We start from the raw sequence: 18,829 nt of genomic DNA, 5'->3' as shown, positions 1-18,829 counted from the left end.
GAGACAGTCATGGACATCCGCCACCTTGCGTCCGGCCTCTCGATATCAGGGCAGATCCATCCCGACCAAATGAGTGAGATCAAAACCGGCGGCTTTCGCGCCATCATCTGTAACCGCCCTGATGGTGAAGGCAGCGATCAACCTTTGTTTGCCGACATCCAGCGTGCGGCACAAGCAATGGGCATCGAAGCGCACTACCTCGCTGCAGAGTCCGGCAAGGTGACCGATGAACAGGGCGTTGCCTTCGGCAAATTGTTCGAGTCCTTGCCCAAGCCCGTGTTGGCGTATTGCCGCTCCGGCATGCGCTCGACCACGATGTGGGCACTGTCCCAGGCCGGCCAGCAGCCCTTGCCACGGATTGTCGAAACAGCCAGCAAAGCCGGCTTCGACGTGAAAGGCGTCATTCGCAGAATTGCCAACGAGGGACGCACGCCCGTTGGCGTCGCCGAAGCCCGGCATGCGGTGGTCATTGTCGGCGGCGGCGCGGCGGGCATCGCGGCAGCTTCAAGCCTGTTGGCCCGCGAGCCGGGCCTGGACATTGCCATTATCGACCCGGCGGATGTGCATTATTACCAACCCGGCTGGACCCTCGTCGGCGGTGGCGTCTTCGACGCGCACAAAACGGCCCACACGATGGGCGCGACCATTCCCCGGGGCGTGCATTGGATCAAAGCGGCTGTCGCTGCTTTCGAACCTGAAAACGATGCCATTATTCTCGATGGATGCCGCGTGGTCCGCTACGAGCAGTTGATCGTGTGCCCGGGCCTCAAACTGGATTGGCATGCCATAGAAGGCTTACCGCAGACACTGGGGCGCAACGGCGTCACCTCGAACTATCTGTACCACCTGGCCCCCTACACTTGGGAACAGGTGCAGCAACTGCGCAGTGGCCGGGCGATTTTCACGCAGCCCCCCATGCCGATCAAATGCGCCGGGGCCCCTCAAAAAGCGATGTACCTGTGCGCCGACCACTGGAGACGCCAAGAGGTACTCGGCGATATCGAGATCGACTTCTGCAGCGCCGGGACAGTCCTGTTCGGCGTTCCCGACTACGTGCCGGCCCTGATGGAGTACGTCCACGCCTATGGAATCGATCTGAATTTCGGCAGTACGCTGACGTCTGTCGATGGACCGGCACAGACTGCGACCTTCAGCTGCGTCAAGGCCGATGGCAGTACTCACCTGGTGACGCACGACTTCGACCTGCTGCATGTGGTACCTCCGCAGGTTGCGCCGGATTTTATCCGCGTAAGCCCTCTGGCCGATGGGGCGGGCTGGATCGATGTCGATCCCGACAGCTTGCGGCATAAGACCTGGGCGAATATTCACGCATTGGGCGATGCGACCAATACCAGCAACGCAAAAACCGCAGCGGCGGCGCGCAAGCAGGCACCCGTGGTCGCCCACAATGTGCTGGCGGCCATGGGCAAGGCCAAGGGTAGCGCCCATTACGACGGCTACGGTTCCTGCCCGCTGACCGTGGAACGGGGCAAGGTCGTTCTCGCTGAATTCACCTACGGCGGCAAGCTCGCCCCCAGCTTCCCGTCCTGGCTGATCGACGGTACTCGGCCTTCAAGACTCGCCTGGCTACTTAAAGAGCGAATTCTTCCTCCGCTGTACTGGAAAGCCATGCTCAAGGGCCGCGAATGGCTGGCGAAACCTGAATTGGCGGACCTATGAAATCAAACCTCACCGCCAGGGGACCGAGATGATCACAGTCCTGGTACTGGGCTTTACGGTGGGCGTGATCCTGGCGCTGACCGGTGCCGGCGGCGGCATACTTGCCGTCCCGTTCCTGGTTTTTGGCGTGGGTTTGAGCATGGCCGAAGCCGGGCCCATTGGTTTGCTTGCGGTGGGCCTGGCCGCCACCCTGGGCGCCGTGATGGGCCTGCGCAACGGCATCGTGCGCTACAAGGCTGCACTGGTGACGGCCAGTGCGGGGGTCATATGCTCGCCGCTGGGCCTTTGGTTGGCGCAGCGCACGCCCAACCGTCCGTTGACGATCCTGTTTGCCTTGTTGCTGATGTACGTGGCGTTCCGGGCATTGCAAAAATCACTGCCCTCTCATGCCTGGGCAAAGGCATCCACCACGCGCAAACCGCCGCCCTGTGTCCTGGACGAAAATCGCGGCAAGCTGAATTGGACCGGCCCTTGCGCGTGGGCGCTCACGGCTTCGGGCATGGTCGCCGGGGTGCTTTCCGGGCTGCTCGGCGTGGGCGGTGGTTTCGTCATGGTTCCGGCGCTCCAGCGGTACACCAATTTGACTACGCAGTCGGTGCTCGCCACGTCGCTGACCGTCATCGCTTTGGTTTCCATGTCAGGGGTGCTGGCGAGTTCGGCGATGGGCCACCTGCAATGGCCAATAGCGCTACCCTTTTCCATCGGGGCCATCGTCGGCATGCTCGGCGGACGCCTGGTCGCCGCCAGGTTGCCGGAACCCTATCTGCAAAGAGGCTTCGCCCTGGTGTCGACGCTGGTAGCGATCGCCCTGCTGGTAAAGGTCCTGGGTTGAAAAACCGGGTGGAAAATCATCGATGTGTGGCGGAGAACGCTGATGAATATTGACTGGCTCAACTTTACGCCGTGGTCATCCCTGGCCGGCGGCATGTTGATTGGCTTGGCGGCCAGCCTGTTCGTGGTTGCCAACGGCCGGATCGCCGGCATCAGTGGGCTGATCGGCAGCCTGCTGCAGCGTGGCAGCGAAGGGCTGGGCGAGAAGGCCCTGTTTCTCCTGGGCCTGCTCGTCGCGCCGCTGTTATGGGGCGTGTTTGCCAGCTTGCCGACGATCGAGTTCCAGAACGGCTGGTTCGGCCTCACTGTCGCGGGCCTGTTGGTGGGTGTCGGCACTCGCTACGGTTCGGGCTGCACCAGTGGCCATGGCGTGTGTGGCCTATCGCGCCTTTCACCGCGCTCGATGGTCGCCACGGCGTGTTTCATGCTCAGTGGTTTCACTACGGTATTTGTCCTGCGTCACGTGATGGGGATTTGAACATGCGCAAACTGACGGCATTCATCGCTGGCCTGCTCTTTGGCTTAGGACTGCTCCTGGCAGGCATGACCAACCCGAAAAAAGTGTTGGGTTTCCTGGACCTGGCCGGCGCCTGGGATCCCTCCCTGGCGTTGGTGATGATCGGGGCGATTGGCACCGCCATCGCCCCCCTGGCCTGGGCGCGCCAACAGACTCAGTCGCTGCTGGGCAGCCCCATGCAGTTGCCGGTCAAGCGAGAACTGGACCCACGCCTGATCGGTGGCAGCCTGGTGTTTGGTATCGGCTGGGGCATCGCCGGTATCTGCCCAGGCCCTGCCGTGGCCATCCTGCTGACCGGGCACTGGCAAGCCTTTGTGTTCATGCTGGCCATGTTGGCGGGCATGTTGTTGTTCACCGCGCTGGAAACCCGGCGCAACCGCTGATCGTGAATTCACCGTTATGCCCCGCTCACAGTAAGAAAGTAGATAAATCCGTGGCGAGGGAGCTTGCTCCCGCTTGTAGGAGCTGCCGAGCGAAGCGAGGCTGCGATCTTTCCCATGACACTTGAGTCCCAAGCGAAAGATCAAAAGATCGCAGCCTTCGGCAGCTCCTACACCGCAGCCCAGCGGGAGCAAGCGCCGGGAACGTCATTTAAAAGCGCCCTATTTCCAAGGTCGCGCACAGCCCACCCTCGGTGCGATTTTCCAAGCGAATGCGCCCTCCCAGACGATCCGCGATGGTGCGCACGATCGTCAGCCCCAACCCCGCCCCCTGGTCATTGCCGCGGCTGTAGAACCGTTCGAAGAGCCGCTCACGCTCGGCCTCGTCGATACCCGGCCCCTGGTCTTCGACTGACAGCTCGTAGTGATCGCCCTTCCTGGCCAGGCGTACGGTGATCGTGCCGTTGGCCGGGGAAAAATTGGCCGCGTTGGTCACCAGGTTGTTCAAGGCGATGTCGATGGCCACCGGGTCGATTCGAACCGGGCCGATGTCGTCGCTGACATCCAGCACCGGCTCGAGCCCCTTGCTCAACAACCAGGGCGTCAGTTGAACCAGGCTCGCACGAACCGTGGTGGGCAGGTCGATGACCGCAGGCGTCGGAACACCTGCCTGCGGTTCGAGCCGCGCCATGGTCAGCAGTTGATTGACCAAACGCGTGGTGCGATCGACGCCAGCGATCAGGTGTTCCAGGGACTCGCGACGGCTTTGCTCGCTCCCCGCCTCCATCAGGTTCTGTGCATGCACCCGCAGAACGGCCAAGGGCGTACGCATCTCATGGGCGGCGTCGGCAATGAAACGCCGCTCACGGCCCATCACCTCCTGGATCTGCGCCAAGACGCGGTTGAGGGCCGCCTGCATGGGCTCAAGCTCCGTAGGGAGCGGCATCATTTGCAGGGGTTCCAGTGAGCCGGGATGCCTGGCCCGCAACTTCGCCGCCATATCGACCAGGGGCTTGAGCCCCCAGCCGATGGCCAGCCAGATCACTGCAGCAAGCACCACGCTGCCGATCAGATTGGGTACGACGGTGTGACGAACAATGCGGTCGACCAGGTCGGCACGCACGTCGTCACGCTCCCCCACCCAGATCTTCAAACCGTATTGCGCGTCGTCCAGGACGAACGCTCGCCACTTACGGTTCTTCTGGTCCACGACCTCACTGAAACCGGGCGCACCCGGCGGTGAGGTGAACGACGGTGCGCTGGAGGTATGAACCAACACCGAACCTTGTGAGTTCCAGACTTGGAAAGCAATCTTGCTTTCATAGGGATGGCCATCGCCCCTGGGAACCGCTTGCCCCAGCGCCGAATTGAACGCCTGATACAGCTCGGCGTGCTCCTTGCTCGCCATCGGCATGCGCATCACGCCCTGCAACAGCCGGGCATTCTGCGCCAACTGGGCATCGTAGACCTCGGCGATTTCGTGGTTGCTGTCATGCAGGTTGAATACGGTGATGATCAACAGGCCAAGGAACAGCAGGCCGAGAATCAACGTGAGGGTACGACGCCGGATCGAACTCATCGGCGCTCCTCCACCAGGTAACCGACACCGCGAATGGTGCGGATCAGGTCGGTGGAGAATTTCTTGCGCAGGTGATGGATGTGCACTTCCAGCGTGTTGCTCTCGGCCTCCTCGCTCCAACCGTAGAGCAACTGCATCAGATGATCGCGGGTCATGACGCGGCCCGGCGGCGAGAGCAGTTCATGGAGCAGCTGATATTCCTTGGGTGTCAGCGCCACCGGCTTGCCCTGGTAACTGACTTGCTGGGTGCCAGGGTTCAGGCTGATGCCGGCATGTTCGATCAACGCCTGGGCGCGGCCGGCGCTGCGGCGCAACAAGGCCCGTAGCCGGGCCTTGAGTTCCGCCAGATCGAAGGGCTTGACCAGATAATCGTCGGCCCCGGCGTCCAACCCGGCGATGCGATCCTCGGTGGCATCGCGGGCAGTGAGGATCAGCACCGGCAGGTTGGAGCCACTGTCACGCAAGCGCCGCAACACTTGCAAGCCGTCCATGCGTGGCAGCCCCAGGTCGAGCACCGCCAGGTCGAAGGTTTCACTGAGCAACGAATGCAAGGCGCTGCTGCCGTCCTGCACCCAGTCGACGGTATAACCTTCGCGACTCAGGGCCTGATGGATGCCCTCCCCCAGGGCCACGTCATCCTCGATCAGTAATAAACGCACATCCTCTCCTGTCAGTTCAGCTTCTTGTTCACATCCACCAGTAATGCGTCGATCTCCTTGCGGCGCCCGGCATCGGCCGTTTCCCGACCCGGCCGCGGTGCTGCCAGCAAGGCTTTTTGCAGCGCTGCCTTGGCTTCGCTATAGCGCTTCTGACGGTAGAGGTGATCGCCCCAAAAGTACAGGCTGTCGATACCGTTCGGGTTGAGTTGCAACGCCTGCTGGAGCAATTGCTCGGCCTTGTCGGAGTCGCCGAAACCCAGGGGCCAGCCCGGCACCCGGTCGTAGAGTGCGCCGAGGCTGGTGTAGGCCGAGCCTTGCAGGGCCTTGGGGTCCAGGGTCAGGGCTTTTTCCAGGTCGCCCTTGGCATCCTTGACCTTGCCCAGTGCACCGATCCCACCCTTGGCACCGGCCCAACTGCTGTTGACGATGCCAGACCAGATCCATGCTTCGGCCACCGATTGGCGCTCCTGCTTGAACGCCGATGCCTGGACGGCGAGTTTTTCGAATGCATCGGCGCGTTGGCCTTCGGGCACTTCATATTGAATATGGGCCCAACTCTGCTGGATGTCGCTGAGACGTTGCTGGTCGGCCGCCTCCAACGCCCAGACGCTTTGGCTCAGGGTGCCGATCAACAGGCAAGCGAGGATTTTTTTCATGGCTTGGGATGCTCGTTTTCGGGTTTGTGACTGAGACGGCGTACCAGTGGCAATTGCTTGCGCAGGCCACGGTCCACCAGGTTGGGCAGCAGGCTGTTGAGGCCGACGAAAAAGCGTTCGGGCCAGCCCAGATACAACTCGCGTCGGTCGCCGATAATCGCGTGGATCACCGCCGCCGCCACGGTTTGCGGGTCGTCGACGTTGGCCTTGAGGGCTTGGTTGAGCGCATCCGCCGCTGGGCTGTTCATCGAGGTACGGGTGGCCCGGGGCGCTACGTAGAGCACCCCGACACGGGTATCGGCCAACTCTCGGCGCAAGGCTTCGGAAAAACCGCGCAAGGCAAACTTGCTGGCGCAGTAGCTGGCATAGCCCGGGTAGCCGATCGAGCCATAGGTCGAGCCGACGTTGACCACCATCGCACTGTCAGCTTGCTTGAGCAGTGGCAAAAGCAGCTTGGTCAGGCAGATCGGCGCGCTGATGTTCAGCGCCAACATGGCGTTGATCTCGCTGTCGTCGAGTTGTTCGAGCATGGCGAAGTGGTTCATGCCGGCGGCATTGATCAACAGGTTGATGCCGCCCAGGGCCTCGGCGGCGACCAGCACTTTGCGCCGGTCGGCAAGGAAGGTCAGGTCGGCTTCGACCCAGCTCAAGTGTTGCGGATAACGCTCCAGCAACGGCTGCAAGGCTTCGCGATGCCTGGCCACGGCCAGCACTCGCGCACCACTGGCGCACAGCGCGGCGGCGATGGCCTGGCCGATTCCGCCACTGGCGCCAGTCAGCACGACACGCGCATCACACAGGTGCATGTTCATGCTCCCCGTCACGCGGCAGGCCGCGGAACATGTCGGTGTACAACCGGTACACCACCTTGGAGGCATGGATCACCGCAGCCTGGTCCGCCGGATCCTCCAGCCGGTTCATCAGGCCGCGATAGGTCTGCATATGCTCAATGTCGAGCGAACCATGGGAGCTGAGGTAGCTGAACGCCGTGGGCGGCAATTCCAGGCGCTGGCGGATGCTGTCGGCGGCATGGGTCGCCAGGGCGATACTGGTGCCTTCCAGCACATTGACCATGCCGAACAGGCCCACCGGGTTGCCTCGGGCGATCAAGTCGTAGAGGTAACTGACCATCAGCTCAATGGGCAACGAAGGCTGACCGTTGCGCACCGCTTCCTTATCGCCACCGCACACGGCAATGTCATCCAGCACCCATTGCTCGTGGCCGTACTCTTCGTCGATGTATTCGCACACGGCCTTGCGCAGCCATTCCAGGTGCGTTGGCAGGCGCGCCCCGCAAGCCATCATCAACGGTACGGTGTGGCGCACGTGGTAATACGCCTGGATCAGGAACCCCCGGTAACTGGCCAGGCTGACCTGGCCGTTGAGGGCGTCGCGGATGATCGGCAGATTGAACAGGGTCTGGCGCTCTTGCTGGGTGGCTTCTTGCAACGTGTCAAAAAAACTCATGATGGGGATTCCTCGGACAAGACAGATGAAGTGAGCTGCGCGCGGTAATGCTCGACGATGGCCTCCCGGCGTGGCCGGCCATTGGCGGTGAGCATGTCGTTGGCAGCACTGAAGGGTTGGTCCAGGCGCGTCCAGTGATGGACCCGCGCGTAGTCGGGCAGCGTGTCGTTGGCCTTGGCCACGGCCAGCTCCAGGGTTTGATCCGTGCAGTCGGCCCGGGCGGGCCAGAGCAGCGCATGGTTGTGCGGCATGGCTTCGCCATAAACGAAGGCCTGGGCAATGTCACCGCCCTGGGTGAGCTCGGCTTCAACCCATTCGGGGTTCACGTTGCGACCGAAACTGGTCACGAACTGGTGCTTCTTGCGACCGCGCAGGTAAAGGAAACCGTCTTCGTCGAACTCACCCAGGTCGCCGCTGGGCCACCATTCGCTGGCGTGCGGTGGCTCACCCAGGTAACCGAGCAGCGTCGAGCCCTTGACCAGGACTTCGCCGTCATCGGCCAAGCGGATCTCCACATGGGGCAGCGGCTGGCCGACACTGCCGGCGCGATGAGCCTGTGGCCGATTGAGGCAGACCACCGAGGCGCATTCCGACAGCCCATAACCTTCAAACACCGGCAGGCCAACACGCTGGGCACGCTGCAACAAATCGTGGGACACCCGTGCCCCGCCAACGGCGGCGAATCGCACGATGTGCGGGTGGAACAGCTTCTGTTCGGCAGCCATGACCAACATCAACAGCAGCTGCGGAACCAGGATCAGGCTCTGCGCCCGACGCTCGGCCAGGCATCCCAGCAGCCGCGTCGGGTCGACCCCACTGGCGCCCTGGATGCCGAGGGTCTTCTGGCTGGGCAGGCTCAGCATGGCACCGGCATACAACGCCGCATAGCAGCCAAGGTTTTCCAGCAGAATCGCCAGGGGTAGTAACGCCAGGTGATGCCTGGCCTCGACCGGTTGGCTGGCCTGCTCCAGTTCACGGGCCACCCGCAACAGGCTGTCGGCGCTCAGGCAGACGCCCTTCGGCGTGCCGGTGGTGCCGGAGGTGAACGTCAGCTTGGCGGTGCCTGCCGGCAAACGGCTCGGTCCGTCGAAGTGCCGTCGCCAGAACTCGCCACTGTGCTGGTACCCGGCAGCTTGCAGTTGCGCTTCGAACGCGGGCTCGGCAATCACTCGCTCGGCCTGGCTCTGTTCCAGGCAGTGCCGACGTTGAGCCTGGCTGAAAAAACCGGGCAGGATGACGCAGGTCAGCCCTTCGAACAGTGCGGCAAGGTCCCAGAGCATCGCTTCGATGCCGTTGTCCAGGGCCAGGGCGACAACACTGATGTGTTCATCACGCAGGCGTTGCTGGCGGTACACCACTTCGGAATAAAGTGTCGCGTAGTCGAGTTGCGAGCCGTCGCCCCACAGTGCCACGGCGTGGCCCCTGCGCTCGGCATGACCACGCAGGGTGCGCTTGAAACGTTCCATTTCAGGCGACATGGCTGGTTTCTCCGAGGTCCGTTGGCAGTCCCAGGCGATTGAACAGGCCGGTATTGCGCAGATGAATGAAACCGGCGCGGATGTTTCCGACATGAACCCACGGCTGGCTTTCGTAGTAGCGGCCCCAGAGATGACGGTCCTCGCCGAGGCGCTGCGGGTCGGCCGGGCACAGCGTCACAGGCTTGAGGCCCAGGCGATGGAAGCTGTTGACCAGGCCGATGTTGCCGGTGAACGCGACCCACTCCAGGCCGCCCATGGCCAACAGATAAGTGATCGCGATGATGCTCAGCCGGGCGCTGCCCGTGTCGCTGGCGGCCAGGTTGCCAACCTCGATGATGCCGGCGCGGTCCACCGGACGATCGGCGGCGGCACTGATCAAGGGCTCGATGGGGCTGTCCAGATAATGTTCGAGGAACAGCGGCCCCTGGGCGGCGCGTCGCACGCCAGCGGCTGCGCAGAGCGTGCCGTGGACATCGTCGAGCCCGAACAGCTCCGGCATGAAGTGACGAATATCGGCACCGTGAACCTGGCGAAAACGCTGCTGGATGAACGCTTCGAACTCAGCTCGCCGAGCTTGTCCCGGCAACGCCCGGTGCAAGTGGCGAACCGGCGGGCCGGCGTCACCGAAGGCCAGCGGCAGATGGATGTTCCAGTCGAAATCGGGCATGGGTCAACGTTCTCCCTCGGGCTATTGGGAGAAAGTATCGAGGCCGTTTCTTAACGAAGTCTGAAGGTGGAAAATTTTGGCTCGTACGAAAGGTAGTCTGGTCAAACCTGAACTGCCCTTGATCGCTATTCCGTAGTACAGTGCGCAAGTCCGATAAATATCCACTTTGAGATGACCTGAAGTCTCAGGAGCAACTTCAATGGACCCGAACACCCCGCAATCCCTCTGCCGCGGCGCTAACAGCATGATCGAAATCACCGAAGCCTCCATTGCCCAATTGCGCGCTGCGCTGGAGTCGGGCCAGACGACCGCGGTGGCGCTTGTCCAGGCCTACCTCGCCAGGATCGATGCCTACGACGGCCCCGATACGCCCACTGCCCTCAACGCGGTGGTGGTGCGCAACCCCGATGCATTGAAAGAGGCCCAGGCCTGCGATGCCCGTCGGGCCAGCGGCCAGACCCTGGGGCCGCTTGACGGCATCCCCTATACGGCCAAGGACAGTTACCTGGTCAAGGGGCTCACTGCCGCTTCCGGCAGCCCGGCGTTCAAGGACCTGGTTGCTTATCGCGATGCGTTCACCATCGAACGGCTTCGCGCCGCCGGGGCGATCTGCCTGGGCAAGACCAACATGCCGCCCATGGCCAACGGCGGCATGCAGCGCGGGGTGTATGGCCGTGCCGAGAGCCCGTACAACGGCGACTACCTCACCGCGCCGTTTGCCTCGGGCTCTTCGAACGGTGCGGGCACGGCAACTGCCGCCAGTTTCGCGGCGTTCGGCCTTGCCGAAGAAACCTGGTCGAGTGGACGCGGTCCGGCGTCGAACAATGGCTTGTGCGCGTATACGCCGTCGCGCGGAGTGATCTCGGTGCGTGGCAACTGGCCGTTGACGCCGACGATGGACGTCGTCGTGCCCTACGCCAGGACCATGGCCGACCTGCTCGAAGTGCTGGACGTGGTGGTCGCCGAGGACCCGGACACCCGTGGCGACCTGTGGCGCCTGCAACCCTGGGTGCCGATTCCGAGCGTCGACTCGGTTCGTCCAGCCTCGTATCCGAGCCTTGCCAGCACCCCAAGTGCGCTGGCAGGCGTTCGGTTCGGCGTTCCTCGGATGTACATCAACGCCGACCCTGAAGCAGGCACGGCCGAAGCCCCCGGCATCGGCGGCCCGACGGGGCAGCGAATCATCACCCGCGCTTCGGTGATCGAGCTCTGGGAGCAAGCGCGCAAGGCGCTTGAGGCCTGTGGCGCCGAAGTGGTCGAGGTGGATTTCCCTCTGGTGTCCAACTGCGAGGGCGATCGTCCTGGCGCACCCACGGTATTCACCCGCGGCCTGGTTTCCAAAGAGTTCCTGCACCATGAGTTGTGGGACCTGTCGGCCTGGGCATTCGATGATTTCCTGCGGGCCAACGGCGATCCGAAGTTGAATCGCCTGGCCGACGTCGACGGACCGAAGATCTTCCCCCACGACTCGGGCACCCTGCCCAACCGAGAGGATGATCTGGCCGCTGGCATGGATGAGTACGTGAAGATGGCCCAGCGCGGCATCACGCCGTGGGAGCAGATCCCGACCCTGCCCGACGGCCTGCGTGGGCTTGAAGAGACACGTCGAATCGATCTGGAAGACTGGATGGCGCGGCTGGGCCTGGACGCGGTGATCTTCCCGACCGTCGCTGACGTCGGGCCGGCCGATGCGGACATCAACCCGGTGTCTGCCGATATCGCCTGGAGCAACGGCGTCTGGGTCGCCAACGGCAACCTCGCCATCCGCCATCTGGGCGTGCCCACCGTCACGGTGCCGATGGGCGTCATGGCGGACATCGGCATGCCCGTCGGGCTGACGTTCGCTGGCCGCGCCTATGACGATTCGGCGTTGTTGCGACTGGCTTCGGCGTTTGAATCAATCGGTTCAAAACGCCTGGTCCCGCCGCGGACGCCGCCGCTGTCGGCTTGATCGTTTGGCGGGTTTGGTTTGGGGCTGCTACGCAGCCCAGCGGGAGCAAGCTCCCTCGCCACAAAAGCAGCGCTCGACTTCATTTTTGAGTACGGGCGCAACCCCGTGGCGACGGAGCTTGCTCCCGCTGGGCTGCGCAGCAGTCCCTAGACCGGTTCTACAGCCGGAAACACTGTTGCATGGCACGGGAAAGCAGGTCCACGGCCTCATCACCGTGTGACGCCCGGACTTGGCAGCGCGATGATTCCTGTGGCAGCGTAGGCTGGAATTTCAAACAACCCTCGCGCCCACGGCAAAACGGTAGTCATCATGATCTCGCATGTTTTTCTAGGTATCGCCGATTTTGATCGCGCCTTCGGGTTCTATTCAAAGGTCATGGCCGGGCTGGGCCTGACATTGAAATTCAGCGACGCCCACAAAGGCTGGGCGGGCTGGATTGCCGAGCATTCACCGCGCCCGATCTTCGTGATTGGAAAACCCTTTGACGGCAAGGTGCACCAACCCGGCAACGGACAAATGGTGGCTCTGCTTGCCCCCAGCCGGGAAGCCGTGAGGAACAGCTACGCGACGGCGCTGGCACTGGGCGGGACGTGTGAGGGAGAACCCGGCTTGAGACCCCACTACCACCCTGATTATTACGGTGCCTACTTTCGAGATCTCGATGGCAACAAGCTTTGCGTCTGCTGCCATGATTCGGTGTCGACTTAGTCAATCGTAATGCATGGCCCGCTTTCGTTTTCTGCCTAGCCACGGGCTCTGCGTTAGCCGATCGGCGTTAGCTTCAGCACCCGCATCACCAAGGCGCCAGCCTTCGCCAGCAAAGTGCCGTGCGCGCGCGGCTGACACAGGTCGTTCGAGACGAAACCTACGGACTCGCTTGCCAAGGCGCCCATCAATTGGGGCAACAGGAATCCGCTTTCGTGCTCCTGGTAAGTCGCAACGGAGGTATCGGGCCGAAGGTTGCCGGTGCAAGTCGTGTCGATCATGGGAATCTCCCGATGGATGGAGAACGCTGCGACGACCCGAAACGGTCAATCGCTTCTGGGATCAGTTTCACTGGCGGACGGTTTTTAGAGAATGCCCAGGAATTACATGACTTGATTGCGTAATCGGAAACAATCGCAGCTGACTGAACAAAAAAGGCTTACCGAGGTTTTGATATTCCGTTCCGAGAGGGGTGTTTTTTTTGGTGTGCATATCCGTTGCTGCGGTAATGGCGGCTGGCGGTTCCGCTCTTACAGCGGGTCACTTTTGGAAGAGCCGGGAGCCGGACCAGCCAAAAGTAACCAAAAACGCTTTGCCCCACCACTCGGCACCTCGCCTAGGCTCGGTGTGCCCGAAGGCGGCCTAGTAGCCGACCTGGTTCTTGATGGGGGCCGCGTTTCTCCTGTGGGAGCGAGCCTGCTCGCGAAGGCGTCGGCACATTCAACATCACTGCAAACTGATACACCGCTTTCGCGAGCAAGCTCGCTCCCACATAGATTTGCGGGTGTTCATAGCATCTGCACACGACACAAAAACCTGTGGGAGCGAGCCTGCTCGCGATGAGGCCGGCACATCCAACATCACCGTAAACTGACACACCGTCTTCGCGAGCAAGCCCGCTCCCACATAGATTTGCGGGTGTTCATAGCATCTGCATTCGACACAAAAACCTGTGGGAGCGAGCCTGCTCGCGATGAGGCCGGCACATCCAACATCACCGTAAACTGACACACCGTCTTCGCGAGCAAGCCCGCTCCCACATAGATTTGCGGGTGTTCATAGCATCTGCACACGACACAAAAACCTGTGGGAGCGAGCTTGCTCGCGATGAGGCCGGCACATCCAACATCACCGTAAACTGACACACCGTCTTCGCGAGCAAGCTGAACTGGTCAAGTAAATCCGGACACCAGTTACGGTGTTTATGCTGCTTTTTGCTCCATGGCTATTGGCGATAGGTAGTCGTTGTAGCTGTGGAGCCTGGTGCGGTTGTAGTACATGAAGAAGCGCACCATATCGGTTTGTGCTTCCTCGCTCGTGCTGTAACCGTTGCGAGGGACCCATTCTGACTTCAGGGTGCCGAAAAAACGTTCTGTTGGAGCATTGTCCCAGCACTGCCCGCGATGACTCATGCTTTGCAAAATGCCATTGCGCATCAACTCTTCTTGAAACTTGCGGCTGGTGTACTGACAGCCCTGATCCGAATGAAACATCAATCCAGGTGGGCATGTTCGAAGCTCTATCGCCATGCGTAACGCCTTGCTGACCAGGTTGGCGTCATTGACCAGCGAAAATGCCCAACCAATGACCCGGCGAGCAAACAAGTCGATCACGATGGCCAGATGAACCCAGCGTTTACCCACCATCAAGCTTGTAACGTCGCCACACCAGACCTGATTGACCACGGTCGGCTTGAAATTACGCTTGAGCAGATTGGGTGCGACAAATGCTTCAACTCCTTTGGACCTGAATGGATGAGGCTGGCGTTGTTTACTGACAATGTTGGCTTCCCTCATCAGTGTTCTAACAAGGCTTCTGCCGACCGCTATGTTTTGGGCCTTCAGATGCTTGCTGATCGTTCTGGACCCCATGGCTTCCCGGCTTTCGCTGTGCAGTTCAACCACCTTCCCCTTGAGTTCTTCGCGCTCGATCTTAGGCCGCGAGAGCCGCTGTAGCCATTCGTAAAAGCTGCTGCGCTTCACATCGAAAACGCGACACAGGATGGCGGTCGGGAATGACTCTCTTAGCTCCGCGATCATCGAAAACGATCGGGATCCGACATCAAGAGAGCGGTAGCCTTTTTTAAGATTTCGGCTTCCATTTCCATGCGTTTGATCTTGGCTTTCAGATCCTGAATCTGCCGTTGATCCTCAGTAATGGCCTTGGTGCCTTGAACTGGCTGACCTTTTTGTTCCTTGCGAACCTGGTCCACCCACCGTCGTAACGCGGTAGCACTGATGTCCAGCGACGCGCAGACTTCCTGTACTGAACAGTTGTCATCAATCACCATGCTGGCCGCACGATGTTTGAACTCGCGGGAAAAGACTCTTCTTTCTTTCATGGAACCTCCAAATTGGCGAAATCATATCGCCCTTAAGAGGTGTCCGGAATTATTAGGCCAGTTCAAGCCCGCTCCCACAGGAGGAACGCGGTCCCCATCAAGAACCAGGTCGGCTACCAGGCCGCCTCGTGGTGGACGTTGATCTCGGGCGCCCCGTTAAACCACGCTAGGTATTGCGCAGTAAGCATCCCGGCATGGATGCCGAGCCTAGGCGAGGCACCAAGTGGTGGGGCAAAAGCGCTTTGGTTACTTTCGACTGGGCCGGCTTCCGGGCTTTTCGAAAGTGACCCGCTGTAAGAGCGGAACCGCCAGCCGCCATTACCGCAGCAACGGATATGCCCCCATACAAATCACACCGGCGCTTTCAGCATGTCATACGCCTCAAGCGACCGCAGCGAGTAGATATAGGCCGCCCCCGCATTCAACGAAATCGCAGTTGCCAGGGCCGCCGCGACCTCCTCGCGACTCGCGCCGGCCTTGATCGCCGCGTCCGTGTGGGCGGCGATGCAACCGTCGCAGCGGGTGGTGACGGCGATGGCGATCGAGATCAGCTCGCGGGTCTTGGCATCGAGTACATTGTTTTCACTGGCAGCCTCCCCTAGCGCCATATAGGCCTTGACCATTTTCGGGTTGCTGCGGCCCAGCGCGCCAAAGGCTTTCTGAATGGTGGGCAACAATTCGGACCAGTTATTGAACATGGCATTAACTCCTGAGTGGGTTGGGTGTACTGTTTTGACGCCCTCAGTTTTTCACCCTGGCGCCACTCGGGTTTGCTCAATGCGCTCAGGTTTTTTGGCGAAACGCTCAAATGAATGCGATCGATAAACTCATCAGCCTGGCCAACGTGCGCGGCAGCCTGGACCTGCGCTGTCAGTTCCAGGGTGACTGGGCCCTGGATCACGGACAGCAAGCCCTGGGCACAGCGCCCTATCACATCGTGCTGGCCGGCGAATGCCGCGTCGAGCTTGCCGATGGGCAGCGCTTGCCCATGCGTGCCGGTGACATCCTGCTGTTGCCGCGCGGTGCCCCTCACGTCATGCACAGCCCTGGCAAAACGGTAACGCCGATCTCACCCCGGGTCGTGACCGGGGGCACCTTGCCGATTCATCGCGTTGGCGGCGCCAGCGCGGAGCTGGACATGCTTTGTGGGGGCTTTCACTTCAACCGGGCTTCGTTGCTGTTCGGTGCCTTGCCCGAATACCTGGTGATTCCCAGCGGCGCATTACCGGCCAATGGGCCGTTGCCGGCGCTGGTGGAAGTCATGCGCGCAGAAGCGGATGGGGACAAGGTCGGCGCGCGCTTCTTGCTTGATGCCCTGTCACAGGCGCTGTTCACCCTGATTCTGCGTGCGCATCTGGCCAGCCAGGGGCAGGACAGCAGCTCGCTGGCCCTGCTCGGCGATAAACGTCTGGGTCGGGCCTGGCAGGCCATGTTGGCGGACCCTGCCCACGACTGGACCATTCAAGGCCTGGCGGACATCGCGAGCATGTCCCGGGCCAATTTCATGCGCGCATTCGTCAAGGTGGCCGGCGTCTCGCCGTGGGTGCTGTTGACGCAAGTACGCATGGAGTTGGCCTTCAGCCTGCTCAGCCACTCGCACCTGGGGCTGAGCGATATCGCCGTGCAGGTCGGCTACCAATCCCAGGCTGCGTTCAGCAAGAAATTCAAGGAAATCTACGGTGAGGCGCCAGGACGGGTGCGTCGAGGGATCTAGACCTCAAGCACCAACGGCTCGCTCCCCTGGGCCGGCACCGCGCAACAGATCAGCACCTCACCGTCGCCAACCGGTTCGGCCGGCTGGCTCAGGTAATGCACCTGGCCGCGGCTCAAGCGAGTTTTGCAGGTGCCGCAGGAACCGCCGCGGCAACTGAATTCCGGATTAAGGCCGCGCGCTTCGGCCAGCTCCAGCAACGTCCCGCTGCCCGGCTCCCAACGTGCCTCCTTGCCAGAGCTGGCGAACAAGACCTTCACCGCTTCATTCGCGGCCGGCACTTGCTCTGGCCCCGGCATGCTCACTTCGAGATCCCGCACAAGCGTCGAGGGCCCGAAGGTTTCCGCGTGGATGCGATCATCAGGGATGCGCAGTTTACGCAACCCGTCGTACAGCGCCTGGGTAAAGCTGCCCGGCCCGCACAAATAGAAGTCGTAGTCGTTGAGCGGCAGCAGCTTCTTGAGCAGTTCCACATCGATCCTGCCCGCCAGGTTATAGCCCTCAGCGCCCCCTCCATCAGTGGGCGGCTGGCTGACCATGCGCAGAACCTCCAGCTTGTCGCCGGCACGGGCGGCCAGTTCGTCGATCTCGTCACGGAAAGCCAGGTCGGCCACCGAACGAGCGCTTTGCACCAGCCAGACCGGGCGCATGCGGCTGATGCGTAGGCCCTGGTAAACCACCTCGCGCAACATCGACAACAGCGGCGTGATGCCTACCCCGGCTGCCAGCAAGACCAACGGACGCCGCTCGGTGGCCTGGACGGTGAAGTGGCCCTGGGGCGCCCGCGCCTCAATCTCGTGCAGCGCCTGCACCTGATCATGCAAGTGGGACGACACCGAGCCATCGCGCTTGACGCTGATACGCAGGAAATCATCCGACGGCGCACTGGATACGCTGTAGGTCCGGATCGATGGCGCGTTCTGCCCTTCCAACAAGATCCGCACCGGCAAATGTTGCCCGGCTTCAAACCGGGGCAAACCCAAGCCATCGCTCGCCTGCAAGTAGAACGAACGAATGTCGGGGCTCTCATCCACCACCCGCGCGACCCGCAATGCACGCCAGCGGCTACGCAGCGCCTCGGCCTGCAAGCGCTCGGCGGCCTGCTCCCAACTGCCGGTCATCATTGAATTGGGCGAGTCGCCTTCGTCCTGGTCTTTCCAGCGCAGCGCAATGGCCGCCGGGCGATACACGATGCGTTGCGGGGTAAAGCGCAACAGCCGCTCGGCCCCCTGGAACGCGCTGATCTCGGGGTCGTCCAACAGCACTTGCGCCGAGCCGCTCATTTGCAGCAGATCGCCCGTCTGGAAATCGACGAACACCAGCCCGGCCCGTGGATTGAGCAGGATGTTGCCCAGTGTGTTGAAAAACAGGTTGCCGGAAAAGTCCGGGATGGTCAGCGATCCGTCTTCATCCATGCGCACAAACCCCGGCTTGCCGCCACGGTGGGAAGCATCGACCTGCCGCTCGCCATCACGTACTACGTAGGTGGCGATATAGAACGAATCGGCCGCCGTCACCAGGCGCCGCACCAGCGGGTCGGACACGGTCAGTTGACGCGGCGCAACGGCCTGCGCGTCGACAAAGTGGTACTGGCGCAGGTTGATGTAGCGAGGGCAGTTGCCATACGCCTGGCTCACTGAAATCTCGAGCCCCGGGTCGAGCTGACGACGCACGACACCGTTCATGCGGTTGCGTCTGCGGGTGTGCAACTCGATCCCCAGCATCCCGATGGCATCGCCCTCGCCCATGCCCGCCTGGGCCGGGTCGTCAGGCTCAGGCTCGAGGTTAATGTGCAGGGTCTGCGGATCGGGCGAGTTCATGAAGCCCGGTTGCCCCGCGCGCAGGGTCGCCCAGACATCGCCTTGCCGATCCACCGCCCCCAGCACCACGAAAGGCAGTTGGGCGTAGAACTCCCGATGCTGGTCCGGCATCCAGGTACGCGCCAGTTGCCGTTGACCGACACCGGCCATCATGTCGACTGCCCCGACGGAGCGCTGCAAGGCCAGCTCTCCTTCGTGCCAGGGCGAGTTTTTTGCTTGCAAGGCTTCGTCCATCAGCTACTCCTCGCGCTCGCAGCCTGAACGCCTGCGCCAGTGCGCTACGGTTGGGGATTCTCCGCCATCGTTTGCACGGCTGTGCAAGTGGCTGGGGGTTATCTTCTGCCCAAAGCGGCGGCGCTGGAATACGCACAAACTGCAATCCACCGT

19 protein-coding genes are annotated in these 18,829 nt (G+C 61.9%); 7 read left to right on the top strand and 12 right to left on the bottom strand.

What is annotated here, in order from left to right; translation table 11 throughout:
- Positions 1-9 precede the first annotated feature (9 nt).
- The 4 genes from QMK47_RS13315 to QMK47_RS13300 are packed head-to-tail and all read left to right on the top strand — an operon-like array spanning position 10 to position 3,411.
- Entirely contained in the window at positions 10-1,680 is a 1,671-nt protein-coding gene (locus tag QMK47_RS13315) for a TIGR01244 family sulfur transferase (RefSeq protein WP_320390355.1), read from the top strand.
- Between the two features lie 28 nt (positions 1,681-1,708).
- The gene (locus QMK47_RS13310; protein ID WP_258691020.1) at positions 1,709-2,512 is read left to right on the top strand and encodes a sulfite exporter TauE/SafE family protein; all 804 of its coding nucleotides are present in this window, start codon (positions 1,709-1,711) and stop codon (positions 2,510-2,512) included.
- Positions 2,513-2,554: 42 nt separating this feature from the next.
- On the top strand, positions 2,555-2,989 hold the full coding sequence (locus QMK47_RS13305) for a YeeE/YedE family protein (RefSeq protein ID WP_253474052.1): 435 nt from the start codon (positions 2,555-2,557) through the stop codon (positions 2,987-2,989).
- Positions 2,990-2,991: 2 nt separating this feature from the next.
- The gene (locus QMK47_RS13300; protein ID WP_320390354.1) at positions 2,992-3,411 is read left to right on the top strand and encodes a DUF6691 family protein; all 420 of its coding nucleotides are present in this window, start codon (positions 2,992-2,994) and stop codon (positions 3,409-3,411) included.
- Positions 3,412-3,619: 208 nt separating this feature from the next.
- Here QMK47_RS13300 and QMK47_RS13295 read toward each other — a convergent pair whose 3' ends face one another.
- The 7 genes from QMK47_RS13295 to QMK47_RS13265 are packed head-to-tail and all read right to left on the bottom strand — an operon-like array spanning position 3,620 to position 9,914.
- Entirely contained in the window at positions 3,620-4,987 is a 1,368-nt protein-coding gene (locus tag QMK47_RS13295; protein WP_258691018.1) for an ATP-binding protein, read from the bottom strand.
- Positions 4,984-5,646 (bottom strand): response regulator, encoded by a 663-nt coding sequence (locus QMK47_RS13290; RefSeq protein WP_003201124.1) that lies wholly within the window; start codon positions 5,644-5,646, stop codon positions 4,984-4,986. Before QMK47_RS13290 ends, QMK47_RS13295 begins: the two co-directional genes overlap by 4 nt.
- A gap of 11 nt (positions 5,647-5,657) precedes the next feature.
- A complete protein-coding gene (locus QMK47_RS13285) occupies positions 5,658-6,302 on the bottom strand; it encodes a tetratricopeptide repeat protein (RefSeq protein ID WP_214511787.1) in 645 nt (214 codons plus the stop codon).
- Positions 6,299-7,108, bottom strand: coding sequence for an SDR family oxidoreductase (locus tag QMK47_RS13280; RefSeq protein ID WP_320390526.1), 810 nt, complete (start codon positions 7,106-7,108; stop codon positions 6,299-6,301). Before QMK47_RS13280 ends, QMK47_RS13285 begins: the two co-directional genes overlap by 4 nt.
- Complete coding sequence (locus tag QMK47_RS13275; protein ID WP_214511789.1) at positions 7,095-7,769, bottom strand: TenA family transcriptional regulator; 675 nt, start codon at positions 7,767-7,769, stop codon at positions 7,095-7,097. The genes QMK47_RS13280 and QMK47_RS13275 overlap by 14 nt, the downstream gene beginning before the upstream one ends.
- A complete protein-coding gene (locus tag QMK47_RS13270; protein ID WP_320390353.1) occupies positions 7,766-9,247 on the bottom strand; it encodes an AMP-binding protein in 1,482 nt (493 codons plus the stop codon). The genes QMK47_RS13275 and QMK47_RS13270 overlap by 4 nt, the downstream gene beginning before the upstream one ends.
- Complete coding sequence (locus QMK47_RS13265) at positions 9,237-9,914, bottom strand: thermostable hemolysin (RefSeq protein ID WP_320390352.1); 678 nt, start codon at positions 9,912-9,914, stop codon at positions 9,237-9,239. Before QMK47_RS13265 ends, QMK47_RS13270 begins: the two co-directional genes overlap by 11 nt.
- A gap of 244 nt (positions 9,915-10,158) precedes the next feature.
- Here QMK47_RS13265 and QMK47_RS13260 point away from each other — a divergent pair, with 244 nt between their 5' ends.
- On the top strand, positions 10,159-11,865 hold the full coding sequence (locus QMK47_RS13260) for an amidase (RefSeq protein WP_320390525.1): 1,707 nt from the start codon (positions 10,159-10,161) through the stop codon (positions 11,863-11,865).
- A gap of 309 nt (positions 11,866-12,174) precedes the next feature.
- Positions 12,175-12,573, top strand: a complete 399-nt coding sequence (locus QMK47_RS13255) for a VOC family protein (RefSeq protein ID WP_003201106.1) — start codon at positions 12,175-12,177, stop codon at positions 12,571-12,573.
- 53 nt (positions 12,574-12,626) lie between these two features.
- Here QMK47_RS13255 and QMK47_RS13250 read toward each other — a convergent pair whose 3' ends face one another.
- From QMK47_RS13250 to QMK47_RS13235, 4 genes are all read right to left on the bottom strand, one after another.
- Positions 12,627-12,851, bottom strand: coding sequence for a hypothetical protein (locus QMK47_RS13250; RefSeq protein ID WP_320390351.1), 225 nt, complete (start codon positions 12,849-12,851; stop codon positions 12,627-12,629).
- A 921-nt stretch (positions 12,852-13,772) separates the two neighbouring features.
- Entirely contained in the window at positions 13,773-14,609 is an 837-nt protein-coding gene (locus QMK47_RS13245; RefSeq protein ID WP_253470111.1) for an IS3 family transposase, read from the bottom strand.
- Positions 14,606-14,911, bottom strand: coding sequence for a transposase (locus QMK47_RS13240; RefSeq protein ID WP_038858942.1), 306 nt, complete (start codon positions 14,909-14,911; stop codon positions 14,606-14,608). The genes QMK47_RS13245 and QMK47_RS13240 overlap by 4 nt, the downstream gene beginning before the upstream one ends.
- A gap of 350 nt (positions 14,912-15,261) precedes the next feature.
- The gene (locus tag QMK47_RS13235) at positions 15,262-15,609 is read right to left on the bottom strand and encodes a carboxymuconolactone decarboxylase family protein (protein ID WP_003201101.1); all 348 of its coding nucleotides are present in this window, start codon (positions 15,607-15,609) and stop codon (positions 15,262-15,264) included.
- Between the two features lie 110 nt (positions 15,610-15,719).
- Here QMK47_RS13235 and QMK47_RS13230 point away from each other — a divergent pair, with 110 nt between their 5' ends.
- A complete protein-coding gene (locus QMK47_RS13230) occupies positions 15,720-16,625 on the top strand; it encodes an AraC family transcriptional regulator (protein WP_320390350.1) in 906 nt (301 codons plus the stop codon).
- Here the strand turns inward: QMK47_RS13230 and QMK47_RS13225 are convergent.
- Positions 16,622-18,676, bottom strand: a complete 2,055-nt coding sequence (locus QMK47_RS13225) for a pyridoxamine 5'-phosphate oxidase family protein (RefSeq protein ID WP_320390349.1) — start codon at positions 18,674-18,676, stop codon at positions 16,622-16,624. The two genes, QMK47_RS13230 and QMK47_RS13225, sit on opposite strands and share 4 nt — an antisense overlap.
- Positions 18,677-18,829 lie beyond the last annotated feature (153 nt).

It is taken from the genome of Pseudomonas sp. P9_35, from assembly GCF_034008205.1.
Classification (GTDB): Bacteria; Pseudomonadota; Gammaproteobacteria; order Pseudomonadales; family Pseudomonadaceae; genus Aquipseudomonas; species Aquipseudomonas kilonensis.
The sequence above is the reverse complement of the archived record's forward strand: the minus strand, read 5'-3'. Positions and strand labels throughout refer to the sequence as shown.

Bases quoted from the DNA above. Each gene is read 5' to 3' on its own strand.
- QMK47_RS13265 (WP_320390352.1), bottom strand. From the start codon at position 9,914: ATGCCCGATTTCGACTGGAACATCCATCTGCCGCTGGCCTTCGGTGAC.
- QMK47_RS13300 (WP_320390354.1), top strand. From the start codon at position 2,992: ATGCGCAAACTGACGGCATTCATCGCTGGCCTGCTCTTTGGCTTAGGA.
- QMK47_RS13235 (WP_003201101.1), bottom strand. From the start codon at position 15,609: ATGTTCAATAACTGGTCCGAATTGTTGCCCACCATTCAGAAAGCCTTT.
- QMK47_RS13260 (WP_320390525.1), top strand. From the start codon at position 10,159: ATGATCGAAATCACCGAAGCCTCCATTGCCCAATTGCGCGCTGCGCTG.
- QMK47_RS13310 (WP_258691020.1), top strand. From the start codon at position 1,709: ATGATCACAGTCCTGGTACTGGGCTTTACGGTGGGCGTGATCCTGGCG.
- QMK47_RS13295 (WP_258691018.1), bottom strand. From the start codon at position 4,987: ATGAGTTCGATCCGGCGTCGTACCCTCACGTTGATTCTCGGCCTGCTG.
- QMK47_RS13285 (WP_214511787.1), bottom strand. From the start codon at position 6,302: ATGAAAAAAATCCTCGCTTGCCTGTTGATCGGCACCCTGAGCCAAAGC.
- QMK47_RS13280 (WP_320390526.1), bottom strand. From the start codon at position 7,108: ATGCACCTGTGTGATGCGCGTGTCGTGCTGACTGGCGCCAGTGGCGGA.
- QMK47_RS13315 (WP_320390355.1), top strand. From the start codon at position 10: ATGGACATCCGCCACCTTGCGTCCGGCCTCTCGATATCAGGGCAGATC.
- QMK47_RS13250 (WP_320390351.1), bottom strand. From the start codon at position 12,851: ATGATCGACACGACTTGCACCGGCAACCTTCGGCCCGATACCTCCGTT.
- QMK47_RS13230 (WP_320390350.1), top strand. From the start codon at position 15,720: ATGAATGCGATCGATAAACTCATCAGCCTGGCCAACGTGCGCGGCAGC.
- QMK47_RS13305 (WP_253474052.1), top strand. From the start codon at position 2,555: ATGAATATTGACTGGCTCAACTTTACGCCGTGGTCATCCCTGGCCGGC.
- QMK47_RS13245 (WP_253470111.1), bottom strand. From the start codon at position 14,609: ATGATCGCGGAGCTAAGAGAGTCATTCCCGACCGCCATCCTGTGTCGC.
- QMK47_RS13255 (WP_003201106.1), top strand. From the start codon at position 12,175: ATGATCTCGCATGTTTTTCTAGGTATCGCCGATTTTGATCGCGCCTTC.
- QMK47_RS13275 (WP_214511789.1), bottom strand. From the start codon at position 7,769: ATGAGTTTTTTTGACACGTTGCAAGAAGCCACCCAGCAAGAGCGCCAG.
- QMK47_RS13270 (WP_320390353.1), bottom strand. From the start codon at position 9,247: ATGTCGCCTGAAATGGAACGTTTCAAGCGCACCCTGCGTGGTCATGCC.
- QMK47_RS13240 (WP_038858942.1), bottom strand. From the start codon at position 14,911: ATGAAAGAAAGAAGAGTCTTTTCCCGCGAGTTCAAACATCGTGCGGCC.
- QMK47_RS13225 (WP_320390349.1), bottom strand. From the start codon at position 18,676: ATGGACGAAGCCTTGCAAGCAAAAAACTCGCCCTGGCACGAAGGAGAG.